The sequence below is a fragment of the Deltaproteobacteria bacterium genome, from assembly GCA_026129095.1.
In the GTDB taxonomy this organism is placed as follows: domain Bacteria; phylum JAGRBM01; class JAGRBM01; order JAGRBM01; family JAHCIT01; genus JAHCIT01.
The window spans coordinates 481,979-497,131 of record JAHCIT010000002.1 but is presented as its reverse complement, the minus strand read 5'-3'; the positions used below and the strand labels follow the sequence as shown (position 1 = coordinate 497,131).

Annotated in this window: 15 protein-coding genes; 5 read left to right on the top strand and 10 right to left on the bottom strand. The window is 59.0% G+C overall.

What is annotated here, in order from left to right; translation table 11 throughout:
* Nucleotides 1-38: 38 nt before the first annotated feature.
* Nucleotides 39-626: a heme NO-binding domain-containing protein gene (locus tag KIT79_04675; protein ID MCW5828595.1), complete on the top strand. Its 588-nt coding sequence runs from the start codon at nucleotides 39-41 to the stop codon at nucleotides 624-626.
* Here KIT79_04675 and KIT79_04670 read toward each other — a convergent pair.
* From KIT79_04670 to KIT79_04650, 5 genes are read right to left on the bottom strand one after another with little or no spacing between them, the layout of a single operon-like run.
* On the bottom strand, nucleotides 571-1,647 hold the full coding sequence (locus KIT79_04670) for an A/G-specific adenine glycosylase (GenBank protein MCW5828594.1): 1,077 nt from the start codon (nucleotides 1,645-1,647) through the stop codon (nucleotides 571-573). The two genes, KIT79_04675 and KIT79_04670, sit on opposite strands and share 56 nt — an antisense overlap.
* Before the next feature lie 13 nt (nucleotides 1,648-1,660).
* Nucleotides 1,661-2,794, bottom strand: a complete 1,134-nt coding sequence (locus tag KIT79_04665) for an esterase-like activity of phytase family protein (protein ID MCW5828593.1) — start codon at nucleotides 2,792-2,794, stop codon at nucleotides 1,661-1,663.
* Complete coding sequence (locus KIT79_04660; GenBank protein ID MCW5828592.1) at nucleotides 2,787-4,139, bottom strand: DUF4147 domain-containing protein; 1,353 nt, start codon at nucleotides 4,137-4,139, stop codon at nucleotides 2,787-2,789. Before KIT79_04660 ends, KIT79_04665 begins: the two co-directional genes overlap by 8 nt.
* 27 nt (nucleotides 4,140-4,166) lie before the next feature.
* The gene (locus KIT79_04655; protein MCW5828591.1) at nucleotides 4,167-5,255 is read right to left on the bottom strand and encodes a type IV pilus twitching motility protein PilT; all 1,089 of its coding nucleotides are present in this window, start codon (nucleotides 5,253-5,255) and stop codon (nucleotides 4,167-4,169) included.
* A 50-nt stretch (nucleotides 5,256-5,305) separates the two neighbouring features.
* Nucleotides 5,306-6,523 carry a PilT/PilU family type 4a pilus ATPase gene (locus KIT79_04650; GenBank protein MCW5828590.1) on the bottom strand — a complete coding sequence of 406 codons (1,218 nt, stop codon included), beginning with the start codon at nucleotides 6,521-6,523 and terminating at the stop codon, nucleotides 5,306-5,308.
* A gap of 112 nt (nucleotides 6,524-6,635) precedes the next feature.
* On the opposite strand from KIT79_04650, the gene KIT79_04645 reads away from it, so the two are divergent.
* The 3 genes from KIT79_04645 (at nucleotide 6,636) to lexA (ending at nucleotide 8,916) form a co-directional block, all read left to right on the top strand.
* A complete protein-coding gene (locus KIT79_04645) occupies nucleotides 6,636-7,601 on the top strand; it encodes an ROK family protein (protein MCW5828589.1) in 966 nt (321 codons plus the stop codon).
* A 12-nt stretch (nucleotides 7,602-7,613) separates the two neighbouring features.
* Complete coding sequence (locus KIT79_04640; GenBank protein MCW5828588.1) at nucleotides 7,614-8,222, top strand: 2-hydroxychromene-2-carboxylate isomerase; 609 nt, start codon at nucleotides 7,614-7,616, stop codon at nucleotides 8,220-8,222.
* Nucleotides 8,223-8,313: 91 nt separating this feature from the next.
* Nucleotides 8,314-8,916, top strand: a complete 603-nt coding sequence (gene lexA, locus KIT79_04635) for a transcriptional repressor LexA (GenBank protein MCW5828587.1) — start codon at nucleotides 8,314-8,316, stop codon at nucleotides 8,914-8,916.
* On the opposite strand, the gene KIT79_04630 is transcribed toward lexA, so the two are convergent.
* The 5 genes from KIT79_04630 to KIT79_04610 all read right to left on the bottom strand — a co-directional run bounded on the left by KIT79_04630 (nucleotide 8,858) and on the right by KIT79_04610 (nucleotide 12,928).
* Nucleotides 8,858-9,511, bottom strand: a complete 654-nt coding sequence (locus tag KIT79_04630) for a thiamine phosphate synthase (GenBank protein MCW5828586.1) — start codon at nucleotides 9,509-9,511, stop codon at nucleotides 8,858-8,860. The genes lexA and KIT79_04630 overlap by 59 nt on opposite strands.
* 11 nt (nucleotides 9,512-9,522) lie before the next feature.
* Nucleotides 9,523-10,314, bottom strand: coding sequence for a thiazole synthase (locus KIT79_04625; GenBank protein MCW5828585.1), 792 nt, complete (start codon nucleotides 10,312-10,314; stop codon nucleotides 9,523-9,525).
* A gap of 61 nt (nucleotides 10,315-10,375) precedes the next feature.
* A complete protein-coding gene (locus KIT79_04620) occupies nucleotides 10,376-11,809 on the bottom strand; it encodes a cyclic nucleotide-binding domain-containing protein (protein MCW5828584.1) in 1,434 nt (477 codons plus the stop codon).
* Entirely contained in the window at nucleotides 11,796-12,200 is a 405-nt protein-coding gene (locus KIT79_04615) for a PilZ domain-containing protein (protein ID MCW5828583.1), read from the bottom strand. The genes KIT79_04620 and KIT79_04615 overlap by 14 nt, the downstream gene beginning before the upstream one ends.
* Nucleotides 12,201-12,202: 2 nt before the next feature.
* On the bottom strand, nucleotides 12,203-12,928 hold the full coding sequence (locus KIT79_04610) for a hypothetical protein (protein MCW5828582.1): 726 nt from the start codon (nucleotides 12,926-12,928) through the stop codon (nucleotides 12,203-12,205).
* Between the two features lie 152 nt (nucleotides 12,929-13,080).
* Here KIT79_04610 and KIT79_04605 point away from each other — a divergent pair, with 152 nt between their 5' ends.
* On the top strand, nucleotides 13,081-15,153 hold the full coding sequence (locus tag KIT79_04605; GenBank protein MCW5828581.1) for a hypothetical protein: 2,073 nt from the start codon (nucleotides 13,081-13,083) through the stop codon (nucleotides 15,151-15,153).

Below are 15,153 nucleotides of genomic sequence, written 5' to 3'. Positions count from 1 at the left end.
CGCCTTATGGCGGGAAGGCTCCCTAGTATTTGGAAACGATGTCTACGCTCAGTGGAATACTCTGCACGCTGCTCAGGCGATATGTCGAAACCGATTTTCCGAAAATCGACTTCGCCAAGGCATGTGAATCAGTCGGTTGCGAATGCGGGGGCGGCACGTTTTCGGCGGCGCACCGTGTGGAACGCAGGACATGGGCGGCATTGGCTGGCCACGTGGCCGCGCTAACTGGTAAACCCCCGGTTCAGTTTTACGAGGAGTTTGGGAGGGCCGTCCCTGCGATTCTCCGATCGTCCTATCCGACAACCTTCCGGAAACTTCTCACCGTGGGGGAATTCGTCCAGACGGCCACGGCACTCGACTATTCTGTTCTTTTTCCGCTCCTGAACAGCGAAGCGGCGGCGCACCTGTGGAATACCCGTGAACAGGGGCGGGAAACCGCTTTCGGGCCGGTTCCGGATCCTGTGTCTGCCGCCTATCTGCGGGGCATTGTGGAAGGCATTGCCATCCTGCTCGGGGAACCGGTTTCGGTTCGTACGACAGGAATGGAGCCGGATATTCGCCTGATGTTCGTCACCGGAGGGTCCCTGGGATCACCCGATCCGCTGAAGGCCGCGAGACTTTCCTGACAGTGCCCTCGGCAAGAACCAGTGCCTTTCTGATAAGAACACTTACCGCCGGTGGCGTTCTGAAAGCTGAATATTCGGTGCCTGCCAGCTCTCGCGGCAGGTACCTGAGCCGGTAAACATGAAGCCGGATTGTCCGGTGGGTAAGCCGGTGCTCAATCTCGCCCAGAAAAAGTCCACCTTTTGGCTCATAGTGCCGCTCCAGTGTTGGCAGCTCCCATAGCCCGGAAAACAGTCCTTTCATTGGCCGTTGCCGGTACAAGAAACCTCCACGGCCACCCGGTACCAGGAATGCGGTCCAGCGAAGCACGGGAATGGTGCGGACCGGTCTGGAATCCCTTTTGCTGGCAACGCCGGGCAAAAGGATCCTTTCTCTGGAAGTACACATTACCGAAACAGGACACTCATTGCAGTGCGCTATCTGTGGCCGGCAAACAGTGGCGCCCAGTTCCATGAGCGCCTGGTTGAATTCGCCCGGATTTTTTTTTGGAACAACCGGCTTCAGGATTTCAGTGATGCCGCGCCGCAGAATGGGATCACTTGAGTGGCCCGATAATCCCAACACACGGGAAATCACGCGGGCAACATTGCCGTCTACGGCAGGAACTGCTTCGCCAAAGGCAATACTCGCAACGGCTCCTGCCGTATAGGGCCCAAAGCCTGGTATTTCACCCAGCCGGTCACATGTGCAGGGGAGCTTTCCTCCATGCTGCCTGACGATGATGCCAGCAGCCCGGTGAAGCGTACGGGCACGGCCATAGTAGCCCATTCCCTGCCAGTGCATGAGTACGTCATCCAGTCCGGCCGCCGCCAGCGTCTCAACGTCCGGAAAGTGGCGCATCCAGGGTTCATAGTAGGACAGGACTGTCGCCACTTGAGTCTGCTGAAGCATCACCTCGCTTATCCAGATGGCATATGGATCAAGGGTGCGGCGCCAGGGCAGATCCCGTTTCCGGAGCCGGAACCACCCCCGGAGGGCCCGCCGGAACTCTCGGCTGCGCAACGGATCAGTGGGCGCCGTCATGCGGGAAGTGTGGTCAGTTGGTCGGCATGGTTGCCGGTTTCCAGGGTGCGATTTCAGGCAGTTCGAAACCGATAAGCTCGGAATCGTGGTGGGGGCCATTATCGCTTGCAATGAACAGAACGGCACCACGGCCGTGGGCCGGATCGGCCGGAACAATCGCAAGTCCTTCGGCGCTTCCGAACCGAACGGCACTTCCCCGTTCTTCAAACTTGCCGAGATAGCTCCAGAGTCCAAGCAGCCGGGGTTCGGTAGACCATTCCAGCGCCGCCACCAGCCGTGAGTGGCGAAGCAGCACCCATAGCCGGTTATGCTCCGGTTGCCAGGCAAGATCCGTAACCGATCCGGTTTTGCACAATTGCCCGGAATTGAGTGCGTCCTGGCGGGGAACACCGGGACACAAGAAGCGCTCGCCCAGCACGTTCCGGGTTCGGGGACCCGTTTCGGCGGCAGGAGTTTTGCGTTGCGTCAGCATGTAGCGGGTTACCTGCTGTTCAAAGGCGGTCTGGCTGAACCGCATAAGGCGGTCCGGTTTTTCCTCTTTCCGGACAATTTCGGTCGGGCACCGCTCATTGGCGCTGAAGAAAATACGGCCCTCCGGCCCGCCACCCACAGCGAGCCCTTCTATCGACGCGTTTGTCCGCCTGCCTGCACATTCAATTGCGGAGCCCTCATCGCCGATGGGCTGGGGAAGGCCGACAATCTCATCGACCTTCCGGTTTTCCAGGTCGAGCCTCCATGCCTGGCGCACAAGTTCCGACGCTACCCATAGACGCACGCCGTGCCCTTCAGGTTGAACGCTCACCGCTTCAAGGTCCGGCCATTCTGCCCATTTGGAATCCCGCTGTTTCGGTAGCTCGAAGGCCGACAGGTCATGGGCCTCGGCATTGAACATGTCCGCACCAAGCGGATCACCAAGGAAGGCAAGCTTCAGGCGCCGGCCGTCGTTGATCATCCAGATACCGCGGTTGACCGGATCCCATGCAAGCCCCGAAACCTCCTGCATTTTGAGCGTCCGGCGCCTGACCTCTTTCAGGCGTCCGACGCCATCGTAGCGGTCAGTCCAGTCGTAATAGTGCTCAGACGTTGCCTGGTAAGCGGCCGTGCAACCGGAACAGAAAATTGCAGCCAGAACCAATAGCTTACCCAAGTATCACCATCCTGACATCGTTCAGGTTGCTGCCCGTTGCTCCGGTCGTGACGAGTCCGCCGGTATCGGCGAAAAAACTGTAACTGTCGAAACGGGCCAGAAAAGCAGCCGGATCCAGCCCCCGCTGACGCGCCAGTTCATATGACCGGGAATCGACCAGTGCACCGGCAGCGGTAGAGAGGCCATCACGGCCATCAGACCCGGCCGAGAGTAGCACCCAAGGGCCGGTCCGCAACCGGTCTGCCCCTGTACGAACCAGAAATTCCAGTGCATAGTGGGTATTCCGTCCGCCTGATCCAGTCCCGGCCACCTTTACCGAGAGTTCTCCCCCGGAAAGCAGGATCACCAGTCCCTCCGGGATTTCACGCCGAAGGCGCTCGACGGCTTCGAGATGTGATTCCACCGCAGCGGAAACGGTGTCCTGCTCATTTTCCCCGATAATCGTGGAATACCGGGCATCACGGAATTGCGACTCGATCGCCTTGAGAAGTGTGTGGCTATCGGCCAGCACAAGATGTGTAGGAGTAATCCGGCCGTCCCCGGGCTTTAGCGTTTCGAGATCGTCAGGTGGCGTTTGATTGAAAAACAGCTTCTTGATGTCCTCCGGCAGCCGGCCACCGAGCTGGTACCGGTCAAGGATGGACCGGGCATCGGCAACAGTCGTTGGATCGGGGATGAAAGGCCCCGACCCTATGGTTGTGAGGTCATTGCCGGGAACATCGGATATCAGCAGGACGATGATCTGGATGCCGGACGGTGATGCCTTGAGCAATCCGCCGCCGAGCGGCGGGCAGAGGTGCTTTCGGACGGTGTTGATCTCGTTGATACGGGCTCCAGATTCCAGGAGCAGCCGGGTGGCGACCGCAAGATCAGAAACAGAAAACCCTGTCCGCGGCATTCCCAGGAGCGCACTTGTTCCGCCGGAAAGCAGAACCAGAAGCGAGGCACCCTCGGCGGGCAAGGCCGCCATCCAGTCGAAGGCCGCGAGTCCAGCGGCAGCAGACCGGTCTGATGGCAGGGGATGGCCTGATTCGATCCATTGAACCGATTGGGTGCCGAGAGCTGCAGGCCGTGCAGTACCGTCCGGAACGATACATAAGGTGCGGGCAAGTCGCGCACTCAAGACATGGGTAGCCGCTTCCGCCATCCGGGCAGCTGCTTTTCCACACGAAAAAACATGAACCGGCTCTTCACTTTCCACCAGCTCTCGCAAGTCGAACTGCCCCTTGAACGGCGGTTCCAGCATAAGTGCCTCGAGAACAAGCCGTTCAGGCCGTACCTGATCAAGCCCGGCATGGAACGCCTCCAAGGCACGGGATTTCAGCTGGTCTAGGGAAATGGACACGGAAAACTGGTCCTGCGGCACGGCCGGTCAGTCAGCCGGCATCTCATCGCCGGATTCGCGGAGCAGCTTGGCGAATATCTCCTTGTCGATGGCCTTTTCATAAGCGGCGAGCGGTGTAATGCGGCCTTCCTTCACGTAGGTCATCAGGGCCTGGTCCATCGTCTGCATGCCCATGGCGGTGCCGGTTTGGATCATCGAGTTGATCATGGCTATCTTGCCTTCACGAATCAGGTTCCCGAGTGCCGAGGTGGAAATAAGAATTTCGTTGGCCGCGCAGCGGCCCTTGCCATCAGCAGTCTTGCAGAGCTGCTGGGCGACGACTGCCTTGAGCGAATCGGCCAGCATCACGCGCACCTGAGGCTGTTCATCGGCCGGAAATGCGTCGATGATCCGGTCGATGGTCTTGGCCGCCGAGTTGGTATGTAGTGTCCCGAAAACGAGAATACCCAGTTCGGCAGCCGCCAGTGCCAGCCGGATTGTCTCCAGATCACGCATTTCGCCCACGAGCACGATGTCAGGGTCTTCACGTGCAGCCATCTTGAGTGCGGAGGCGAATGACTTGGTGTGCGTTTTCACTTCGCGCTGCGTGATAATGCACTTCTTGTTCGGGTGTACGAATTCGAGCGGATCCTCGATGGTAATGATATGGGCTTCGCGGGTTTCATTGATGTAATCGATCATCGCCGCGAGCGTGGTGGACTTGCCCGAACCTGTGGGTCCGGTCACGACCACAAGTCCCCGGGGGATGTCGGCAATTTTCCGGACAACGGGCGGGAGCCGGAGCTGATCGATGGTGAGAATCTTGGTCGGAATGATCCGTAGTACGCCTCCAAGACCGCGGTTCTGGTTCAGCAGGTTCACGCGGAACCGGGCCGATCCGTCCGGCAGTTCATAGGCGCAGTCCAGATCGAGATGCTCGCGGATCGTGTTTTTCTGGTTTTCGTTCAAGAACCCGGTGAGGAGTTCGGCTGATTCTTCAGGCGTCAAAACAGGCTCGCCATCGATCGGCAGCAGATCACCGCGCAGGCGGAGCAGGGGCGGCTTGCCGATAAACATATGAAGGTCGGAAGCCTCTTTTTCAATCATGGTCCGGAGCAGCCTATCGATCTTGTTCATGTGTGGGAATCCTTAATATGAAACGAGCTCAGCCGGAACAGATCGTGAGCTCACCCGACACCAGGTTTTGTCGCACGGCCCGGAATTACGCCCGGAGCAGGGGAGGCCGGTTTGGAGGGACTTGTCGGCGCACCGGCGGGCGGCCGGGCAGGACTGCCGGATGCTGACGCCGGTGTGGCGCTGGGGATTGCTCCCTCGGGTTCAATGGCCGCTTTCGGAGCGAACTGTGCGAAGGTCTTGGGGTTTGCCGCATTTTTGATGGCGATTTCAGGTGTGATTTTGCCGGCGCGCAAAAGGTCCATCAGCGTATCGTCCATGAGCCGCATGCCCCGATTTTTTCCGGTCTGCATGAGGTTTGGTATCTGGAAGGTCTTGCCGTCCTTGATGAGGTTGCCGAGCTGGAGGCTCCCAAGCAGCAGTTCATAAGCGAGCACCATGCGTCGCCCGTCGGCCGAGGGCAGAAGCCGTTGCGTAAATACCGCTTTTAGTGACTCTCCCAGCATGGCACGGATCTGGTTCTGCTGGTTCGATGGATAGGAGTCTATGATCTTGTCCACGGTCTTGTGGGCCGAGGAGGTGTTCATCGAACCGATAACGAGATGTCCCGTCTCGGAAGCACTGATCGCCAGGGAGATTGTTTCGAGATCGCGGAGTTCGCCTACCATGACGACATCGGGGTTTTCACGAAGCGCGGCCTTCAGCGAGTTGGCATAGGATTTGGTGTGCAGCCCGATCTGCCGCTGGTTCACGGCACCTGCCTTGACCGGATGAACATATTCGATCGGTTCCTCAACCGTGAGCACATGATGGGCCCGGTTCGTATTGATATAGTCCACCAACGCGGCAAGCGTCGTCGACTTGCCGGAACCCGCCCCGCCCGTGATCAGCACCAGCCCTTGGTGATTTTCGGACACCTTCTTCATTACTTCCGGAATGCCGAGATCCGCGAATGAAGGAAGATGGGCCTTGATAACGCGGAAGCAGATGTCGATCCCCTTTCGCTGCACGAAAGCATTGCCACGGAACCGGGCGAGATCAGGTATTGAGTAGGCGAAATCCAGGTCCATGGTAGACTCGAATTCGCGTATCTGTTCTGGAGAAAGAATCTCATAGAGCAGGGCTTTTGTCTGGGCGGCATTCAGGTCGGCAAACTTGAATTTCTTGAGTTGGCCGAACTGACGGACGACGGGTGGCGAACCCACGGAGACGTGAAGATCACTTGCCGCCATCTCTACGGCTTTCTTGAGAAATGCATCGATCTTGGCCATAACGGCGTAACGCCCCCTGTGGTCCCAAAGCTGAGTGGCGACAGTCTGAAACGAGTATGACCGGACGGCAATGAAGAACCGGCGTAAATTCCCCGTCAAAGGCCCGCGGTTCGTGGCTGCACTGGATGTGGGTGGCACGAACATGCGGGCGGCGATTTCGGGCAGGGACGGGCGGGTGCTCGGCCGGGTCGAGCGATCCTCGCGGGTGCTTGAAAACCCTTCACGGGCGGCCGGAGAACTGGCCCGGCTTGTTCGGGAAGCGGCGGGCGAGGCGGGCGTCACGCTGCCAGAGCTGGTTGCCGTCGGAATGGCGGTGGCAGGCGGCGTGGATGCTCACAAGGGGATCGTTACCCAGTGTCCGCAGTTTTCAGCGTGGCGGAACCTGAAGCTTCAGGACCAGCTGATGAAAGCCCTCAAGCTGCCGGTAGTGATCATTAACGATGCTGATGCGGCTCTGGCCGGCGAACAGTGGCTCGGCAGCGCAAGAGAAATTGAAACAGTGGCGGGTATTTTCATGGGTACCGGACTTGGTGGTGCGCTGATTCTGGATGGCAGGCTCTGGCACGGGCCGTCAGGAATGGCCGGCGAGTTTGGACACCTGCTGTATGATCCCCAGGGCCGCCGCTGCAACTGTGGCCAGATTGGCTGCTACGAGACGGTCGCCTCGGGGACTGGAGTGAAAAACTCCTTCGCCGATATTGTTGCACAGGGAACGAGGTCTCGTCTCGCCAGACGGTTTCGTGAAGCCCCTCGCGAGATCACTGCACAGACGATTGCCCGGGCTGCCATGCAGGGGGATCCTGCTGCTGTAGAGGCATGGGACCGGCTGGCCGATGCGTTGGGGGCACTTCTGTCGGCACTTGTCATGGGGCTGTCGGTGGACCGGTTTGTGATCGGCGGCAAGATAGCACTCGCCTGGCCGCTATTCGCCCGACGGGCAGACAAGGTGATGCGTGAGCGCAGTTTCCGTTATCCTGCCCGGCGGGCGCGGATTTTCAGGGCCCGGCTGGGTGATAACGCCGCACTTGCCGGTGCGGCGGGGCTGGCTTGGAAAGCAGCGGCCCAAACATCGAAGTAGAGGGAGCATTCCATGCCTGCATCATTCGATTTTTATTACGACCTCGTGAGCCCTTATTCGTACCTTGCAGCGACACAAATCAAGGGGCTCTGTGACCGGACTGGCGCCCATTGCCGCTGGCGGCCGTTTTTTCTGGGTGGAGTCATGCAGGCGACGGGTAACAAACCGCCGCTTCAGGTCTATATACCGCCCAAGCAGAAGTGGGCGATACAGGATCTCGCCGACTGGGCGGATTATTATGGGGTACCGTTCCGGTTTCCTGCAGGAGCTTTCCCGTTTAATACACTCACCGTACAACGCATGCTGACGGCGGTGGGTGAAGCCGATGAAACCAGGGTGGGCCCCTTTTCGCTTGCTTTGTACCGGGCGCTCTGGGCTGAGGGGAAAACGATCGAATCCCCGGAGATTTTCGGCGAAATTGCCGGTTCGCTTGGGCTGGATGGTGCGCAACTTCTTGCCCGTGCGAGCGACCCTGTGATCAAGGAAAAGCTCAAGAGCGTTACCGACGAGGCTGTAAGGCTTGGTGCCTTTGGGGCTCCTACTTTCGTTGTGGGAAGCAGGCTTTACTGGGGCAATGACCGTTTGCCGATAGTTGAAAAGGCACTTTCCAAGCAGGGATAAGCCAGACCAAAGCACACTTATTTAATCAATAATTTCAGTTTGTTAGAAAGATTCTGCTTGCTCATTCGGTTTATATACGTATACTTCTCTCATGCTGACCAAACGGCAAAGGGAAGTCCTAGATACCATCGAACAGCTGGCGAAGGACAACGGTTATGCGCCGAGCTACCGGGAAATCGCCGACGAACTGGGCATCAGTGCACTTTCGACTGTGCAGCAGCACGTGGAGGCTCTTCAGGCCAAGGGGTTTCTGAAAAAGTCATGGAACCACAACCGCTCGATTGAGCTGGTGGAAAAGCCTGACGCCCCGAAGGCAGTGGCCCTGCCACTTCTCGGTGTTGTGGCCGCAGGCCAGCCGATTCAGGCAGTCGAGCAGACCGAGACGTTGAATGTTCCCGCCGACTTGCTTGGCCGCGGGGATCATTTTGTGCTCCGTGTCCGGGGTGATTCGATGATAGAGGACGGAATCCACAACGGCGATCATGTCATTTGCCGTAAAGCCCAGACTGCACAGCCGGGCGAGACGGTCGTTGCATTGATCGGCAATGACCAGGTGACACTGAAACGGTTTTACCGGGAAGGTACGTCAGTGATCCGGCTGGAGCCGGCAAATGCGCGGATGGAGCCGATCCGTGTCAATGCCGAGGATTGCGAACTGCAGGGAGTTGTGGTTGCAGTCCTAAGGAAATACTGACCGCATGGGCCAGATCAGAAAATGCGCTTGCCGGATCGTCTGCCAGTAGAACGGCGCCAGTCACCGCAACCCCTGCGGCTCCCGCATTGATTGCCCTATCTGCATTTTCAGGAGTTATTCCTCCCAGTGCGAGAGTTGCCACTGGGCTTTTACCGGCCAGCAGACCCCATTTCGCCGTCCCAAGCGGCCGGCGTTGATCGCCGGGCTTGCTTAAGGGCCGCGCAAAGGGCGAGAGCAGCACGAAATCGGCATCCCTGCCCCGGCGGAGCTCGCCAGCGGAATGTGCTGAATAGCCGATGACCAGCTTAGGAAAGGCCCGGCGGACTACCGCGGCTGGCAGTGTATCGGGACCGAGCTGCACTCCCGCTGCCGCTGCTGCCATTGCCACATGCGGGCGCCCATTTACCAGCAGAAATGCGTGTGTCGCCAGTTCTCTTGCGTGAAGATACAGCTGGCGGTCGGTTTTTGCCTTGTCCCGTAACTGAAGGGCGAGCAGGAGCCCGTAACCATGTGCGATTCGTACAAGCCGTCGGACGAGCGCCGGAGGCAGTTCGGTAATGGTTCCGGTCAGGAGGATGTCTGGAACGAATTTCACGTGCGTGGAATTCAGGAGGAGATCATCCCGTCAAATGGACTGCTGGCATTGGCGTATAGTTTTTTACCCATTCTGCCGGCGTGATAGGCGAGCCGGCCGGCACAAGTCGCGAGCTTGACTGCTTCGGCCATTTTCTCGGGGTTTCTGGCTGCTGCAATGGCGGTATTGACGAGGAGCCCGTCCACGCCAAGCTCCATGGCGATAGCGGCGTCCGAGGCGGTGCCTATCCCGGCATCCACGATTACTGGCACATTGACCTGCTCCTTGATGATCCGGATATTGTAGGGATTGCGGATCCCAAGGCCGGACCCGATCGGGGCGCCGAGCGGCATCACTACTGGGCAACCAAGATCAATGAGGCGCTTGGCCGTGATGAGATCGTCGGAGATATAAGGCATCACGGTGAAGCCTTCCTTCACCAGGATTGCAGCAGCTTTCACGGTTTCGGCATTATCTGGGAACAGGGTTTCCCTGTCGCCAATCACCTCGAGCTTTACAAGATCGCTCATTCCCGCTTCACGCCCAAGCCGCGCATATCGGACCGCCTCATCGGCTGTGAAGCAGCCCGCGGTATTAGGCAGCAGCGTGAATTTTTTGGGATCAATATAGTCCAGAACGTCACCTGTGCCGCGCTGCAGGTTCACCCGCCGCACGGCAACGGTTACCATTTCTGCGCCGGAAGCCTCGTGAGCGCGGCGCATGATTTCAAGGTTTTCAAATTTTCCTGTTCCCACGATCAACCGGGAGTTGAACCGGTATTTTCCGATGACAAGGGGATCGTCTGTGCCGGTAGCTGCCGTCATGGACGTTGAAAGTAATGGGCAACGAGGGGGCGGGCAAACGCGGGGCCGTGAATGCCGCCGGTTATTTCTTCCCGCTGGCGATCCGGGCGAGACTGTCCTTGGTTTCCTGGGTTTCCCGCTCACGTTGTTCGACAAAACTCATGATCACCTCAAGGATCTGCGGGTGGGTCATGATCATTTCGTTGAAGGCGGCTTTCGGCAGCTTGAGGAAGATGGAATCGGTAAGTGTCCGGACCGAGGCGGAACAAACGGTCCGCTTGACGAGCGAGTACTCCCCGAAGAATGAACCTTCGCTCAGGTTTGATATGGTCACTTCACCGTTCCCGGACGGATCATTGATGAAAATCTCCACTTCACCCCACTGGATGAGGTAGAGACCATCTCCATCGGTTCCTTCCTTGAGTACAACCGTTCCCTTTGGCCTTTTCTCCATGGTGAACTTGGAGACGAGAGACCGCCGGTCGTCGATGGAAAGCGGCTGAAACAGCGGGGACTGGAGCAGGAGATTCGCCAGGATTCGCTTTTTGTAGAAATCCCACAGCACCTCCATGATTTTGGGGTGCTTGGCCCCCAGCTCGTCCAGATCGGCTTTATTGATCTCGAGAACCTCGACATCCGTAAGCGCGCCAATGGATGCCTTGCGCTCGGAATTGGTTAGCACGGCGAACTCGCCGAAAAACGATCCTTCCTTGCCTTCCTTGATCGTGGCGAGCTTGCGGGACTTTCCGTCCTCGCCCGTGCGGTAAACCAGGACCTCTCCCGAGACCAAAACATAGAATGAATCTCCCGGGTCACCTTCCTGGATAATCCGGGTTTTCGCCTTGAACTGGCGGAAGTGGCACTTCTCGATCAGCGCCTTGAATTCCTCGGGTGGCAGATCGCTGAATAGCGGCACCTCGGGGAGTGCCTCGTCGATCGGCGTGATTTCCTCGATCAGGTCAGCCGAATCGGGTTCGGCTCCGGTATCGAGATCCGAGGTATCGGTTGAAACGGTCGAGACGTCTTCAGGCGATTCCGTTTCGACTGCGTCTGCCGCGACTACCTCCGAAGCATCCGGTTCGGGCTCAGGCTCGGTGGTATCCGTTGCAGTGGCGATTTCAGGCAGGTCGCTGCCCGGCGCAGATGTGGCCGCTGGCGGTGCCGATGTGGCCGGGGCAGAACCCGGCGCACTGATGCCCCGCTTCGAATACAGCTCGGCCAGCATGTCCAGAGTACTCTGATGGCTCTTGTCGATTTCAAGGATCATCTTGAGCGTGGAGATTGCTTTGAGAAGAAAGCCTGAACGGGCATAGAAGTCGGAAATCTGCGTCAGAACGGCGATGGCTTCAGCCCGCTTGTTTAGGCGCTTGTAGCACTCGGCGAGCTTCATCATTGAACGGTCGTCCCGCTTGTCCACCTTGAGGACTTCGCGGTACTTTTCGAGGGCCTTGTCGAACTTTCCCTTCTGGAAAAGCTTGAACGCCTCGTCCTTCAGCTTGGCCTTATCGACTGCCACGGGCGTCCTTTCTCAGGGCTACCAGCCGGTCCCGGAGCCAGGCTTCCAGAGCCATCCGGCCGGCGGGTGCCATGGAGGTGAACTCAAGGCCCATGCCTGGCTGCATCCGGCCGAGGGAATCCTCGTCAGAAACCCTTACCACGACTGCACTCGCTTCTGTCGGGACATCACTGTCGGGCAGCCTGAAAGCGAGTTTCAGGATAGAGCCCACTTCCAGCAACAGTTCGCTCTCCAGAAACACGCCGCCGAGCGACAGGTTTACCGATGTAAAAAGCAGGTGCCCTTCGCCTTCGGCTTCGGTGATCTGGACCGTAACACGGCAGGGAAGCCGTGTATAGCGTCTGCGGCCCGTTTTAACGGGCCCGGTTCCTGTGCTGGCCTGAGTCGCCACCTTTACAATCCTTCTTTCCGGACGCCCCGGCGTGCGGAGATGATCCGCTCGTAAGCCTTGCCAGCGGCGGCTGTCAACAGCAGCAGTTCGCCCATGTCGGCCTCAATATCCTTTGCCTGCCCGTTGTCGAGGTACAGGAGATTGGCAGCGCGATCGCCAGCCAGAACCGGGACGATGAGGGCACCAGCCGGTCGCTCGCCGCCGGTGAGCCTGACAAAAAGGTCGTTGGTGTCTGTGCGTGGCACCGGCCCCAGATAGCAGGCCGCTCCATAGGTGAAGTTCCGGAATACCGATGGCTTGGCCAGATCAAGCTCAATCGAAGGAACCGATTCCGGGCTGATCGAGGAACCAATGCCCTCGATGCCCTTCAGCGCGTGGCCGCTTGGGTAAAAAAGCAGCGCCCGGCGGGCAATTCCGATGCCGTATCCGAGAAGGGCGCGTACCACTTCGCGGGGGTTCTGTGTTTCCTCGCACTTGGCGACCGCCTGTGGCCGCTCGAGCGGCAGTATCGGCTCGGGTGGCAGGGCCTTTTTGGTAAGCCCGATGGCAGCACCCCGGATTACGGGAGACTTGATAACCGGTGTCCGCGGAAGATTCTCGAAAAGCTTGACGATCCGGTCTTTTTCGCTGGGGATACGAAACGGACCGGGGCCCGGAGTCCCAGTGACCTTCAGGCCGACAGGACTGTTTTTCGGTCCCCCCGGACCCTTTGACCCCGAATCCGACATGAAGGATAAAGTGCTTGGGCGGGGCCTCCGGAGTCAACTGGAAAGGGCTTTTAGCAACGGTATTTCAGTCCAAGACGTAACGGGCCATGACGTGGTAAAATGAGCGTCGATGGCAGGTATCTGTCTGTCGTAGGCTGGGGTTTCAAGCAGTAATGAACCGGCTTTCTGGCATATCCTTCGGTGGGCCCGGCAAGATGGCGGCCATTGTGATGGTTGCAGGCTTGTGGCTGAATGTTCCGCCGGCCAAGGCTTTCCTGCCTGTCTTTTCGGATGTCGGTTCCAGCACACTGTACATGACGGTTCCGGGCGAACGGCTGGATGCCCTGGTGGGCGCGCCGGTTGCGGAATTGCGCCTCTTTGCGGCACCGGAAGGCAAGGTCGAAATTATCCCGTTCCAGGTCGATTCCCGTCCTGATGGGAAACAGTATGCGTGGGATTCGGACCCCACAAGAATATCCGATCGTATCGGCAGGGCAGACGAACTCCTGTTCATGATACGGGATTGTGGTCCACGGCTTGCTCCGGAACGATGGCCGACAGGTGCCCAGGATGTGCTGGAACTGCTCGTTGCCCACCCGGACGGGCGGCTTGGCTACGTCTATGCAGCACGTTTTGGTAATCCGCCGCCTCTTTCTGCCCGGACCTATGTGACCTACGACGCGGCACGGGACCATGTTTCCTCATCCGCATGGACCATACGGTACCGCAAGGATAACCCGCTCGTTTTCGATGATGTGATTTACCGGGATCTGACCGGCCGGACTGACGAAACCATCGCCGACGGCATGCGGATCCGGGTCAAGGCGCGCACACTCGGGACGATGCTCACGCTGACCCGAAACGAGGACGAGTTCCGCAGCAAATTGCTGGGCTACCGCGCCGGTCCTATCCGGGTTATCCGCTACGTGGAGCTTTACTTCGATCTGGGCCCAATTCCCCTGACGACCATGTATGCCCGTTTCGATATCTCGGCCCGCATGTTTGAGGCGCAGGTGTCGTTCCAGCTTTCGGTGGCGGTGAATGCGCTGCTGGACGATCTTTCTGCAATTGTTGGCGTCGACTACCTGGACCTGAAAGGCGTTACCTTTTCGACAGCCGCCGAGCCGGCAGGACGGCCCATCACGGGCAACAGTGCGCCCGAGGGCGTGTTCATTCCCTACGGCAAGGAGGAATGGTTCACCCTGTCCGGGCGGGGCCTGTACCAGTTCAATTTCCTGGATTTCGAGCCGGGACTCAAGCTCGAAAACAATGCCTTTCTGCGTGATGGACCTGATCCGAATCCACCTGAGCGGTTTCGCGGGCAGTTTCCGCTTTCCGGCTACTCGATCAGCCGGTGGACTGGTGTCGGGACCCGCCGCCATTCGTTCCGGATTGTCATTACCAATCTGGAAGGAGTGCCTTCGGGCGGTGGCAGCGCCATGTACCGGCTTTATCGCAACCTGCCCACGTCGGCAGTTGTCCGTCCCGGGCCCACGAAGGTGGTTGTGGCTGCTGCTGGTGCCGATGCGGAGCGGTTGCGTTCATTGGTGGCGGCGGGCGGATATGAAATCTCCGTCAGGGGGAAAGATGCGCTCCCGATCGAACCCCGGAGCGATCTGTACGTTCTGGGCGGTCATCCGGCAACGAGCCCGCTCCGGAACCTGCTTCAACTCAGCCGGATTCCGGTTATCGACTGGAATCCGGCCGGCAAGGTCACTGATCCGGGTGAAGCCCGGCGGGGACTTCGGCTCGTGGTGGGCGGACTTCCCGAGCCGGCAGTGCTGGGACGGGTTTTGCTGGCGAGCAAGCCCGGCGCACCAGTGGTAATGCTGGGACAGTTTGATTCCGGATGGGCCGGCGAACTGGAGAGGAGCCTCGGTGCGGTAAAGACTGAACGGGTTCCCAAGGGCCAGTTGCCGGATGGCACTCGCGAGACGGTCGTACTGCTCGCACCGGATTTGGCACCTGACGTTGTGGGGAAACTTTCGGACCAGGCAGTACAGCAGGGGCTCCTGCTGTTTGCACTCAGCCGCGAGGCAGTCGATGCGGGAGCGGCGCTGGGCTATGTTTCGCCACTGGACGGTCCGCAACAGGTGGTTCCATCGGTCATCCAGGCATGGATCCGTGGAACTGCTACCGCGGAACTGCGTGATACACGTGAACTGGTGGTGAACCGTACGGTTGTCCGCGCCCAGCGTACCCAGCTTCCTGCTGGCATCCTCCAGCTCGCCAAACCGGTGAACTGA

Excerpts from the sequence above, each read along its gene's own strand:
- KIT79_04675 (MCW5828595.1), top strand. The coding sequence starts at position 39 with ATGTCTACGCTCAGTGGAATACTCTGCACGCTGCTCAGGCGATATGTC.
- KIT79_04670 (MCW5828594.1), bottom strand. The coding sequence starts at position 1,647 with ATGACGGCGCCCACTGATCCGTTGCGCAGCCGAGAGTTCCGGCGGGCC.
- KIT79_04655 (MCW5828591.1), bottom strand. The coding sequence starts at position 5,255 with ATGAACAAGATCGATAGGCTGCTCCGGACCATGATTGAAAAAGAGGCT.
- KIT79_04650 (MCW5828590.1), bottom strand. The coding sequence starts at position 6,523 with ATGGCCAAGATCGATGCATTTCTCAAGAAAGCCGTAGAGATGGCGGCA.
- KIT79_04640 (MCW5828588.1), top strand. The coding sequence starts at position 7,614 with ATGCCTGCATCATTCGATTTTTATTACGACCTCGTGAGCCCTTATTCG.
- lexA (MCW5828587.1), top strand. The coding sequence starts at position 8,314 with ATGCTGACCAAACGGCAAAGGGAAGTCCTAGATACCATCGAACAGCTG.
- KIT79_04625 (MCW5828585.1), bottom strand. The coding sequence starts at position 10,314 with ATGACGGCAGCTACCGGCACAGACGATCCCCTTGTCATCGGAAAATAC.
- KIT79_04610 (MCW5828582.1), bottom strand. The coding sequence starts at position 12,928 with ATGTCGGATTCGGGGTCAAAGGGTCCGGGGGGACCGAAAAACAGTCCT.
- KIT79_04605 (MCW5828581.1), top strand. The coding sequence starts at position 13,081 with ATGAACCGGCTTTCTGGCATATCCTTCGGTGGGCCCGGCAAGATGGCG.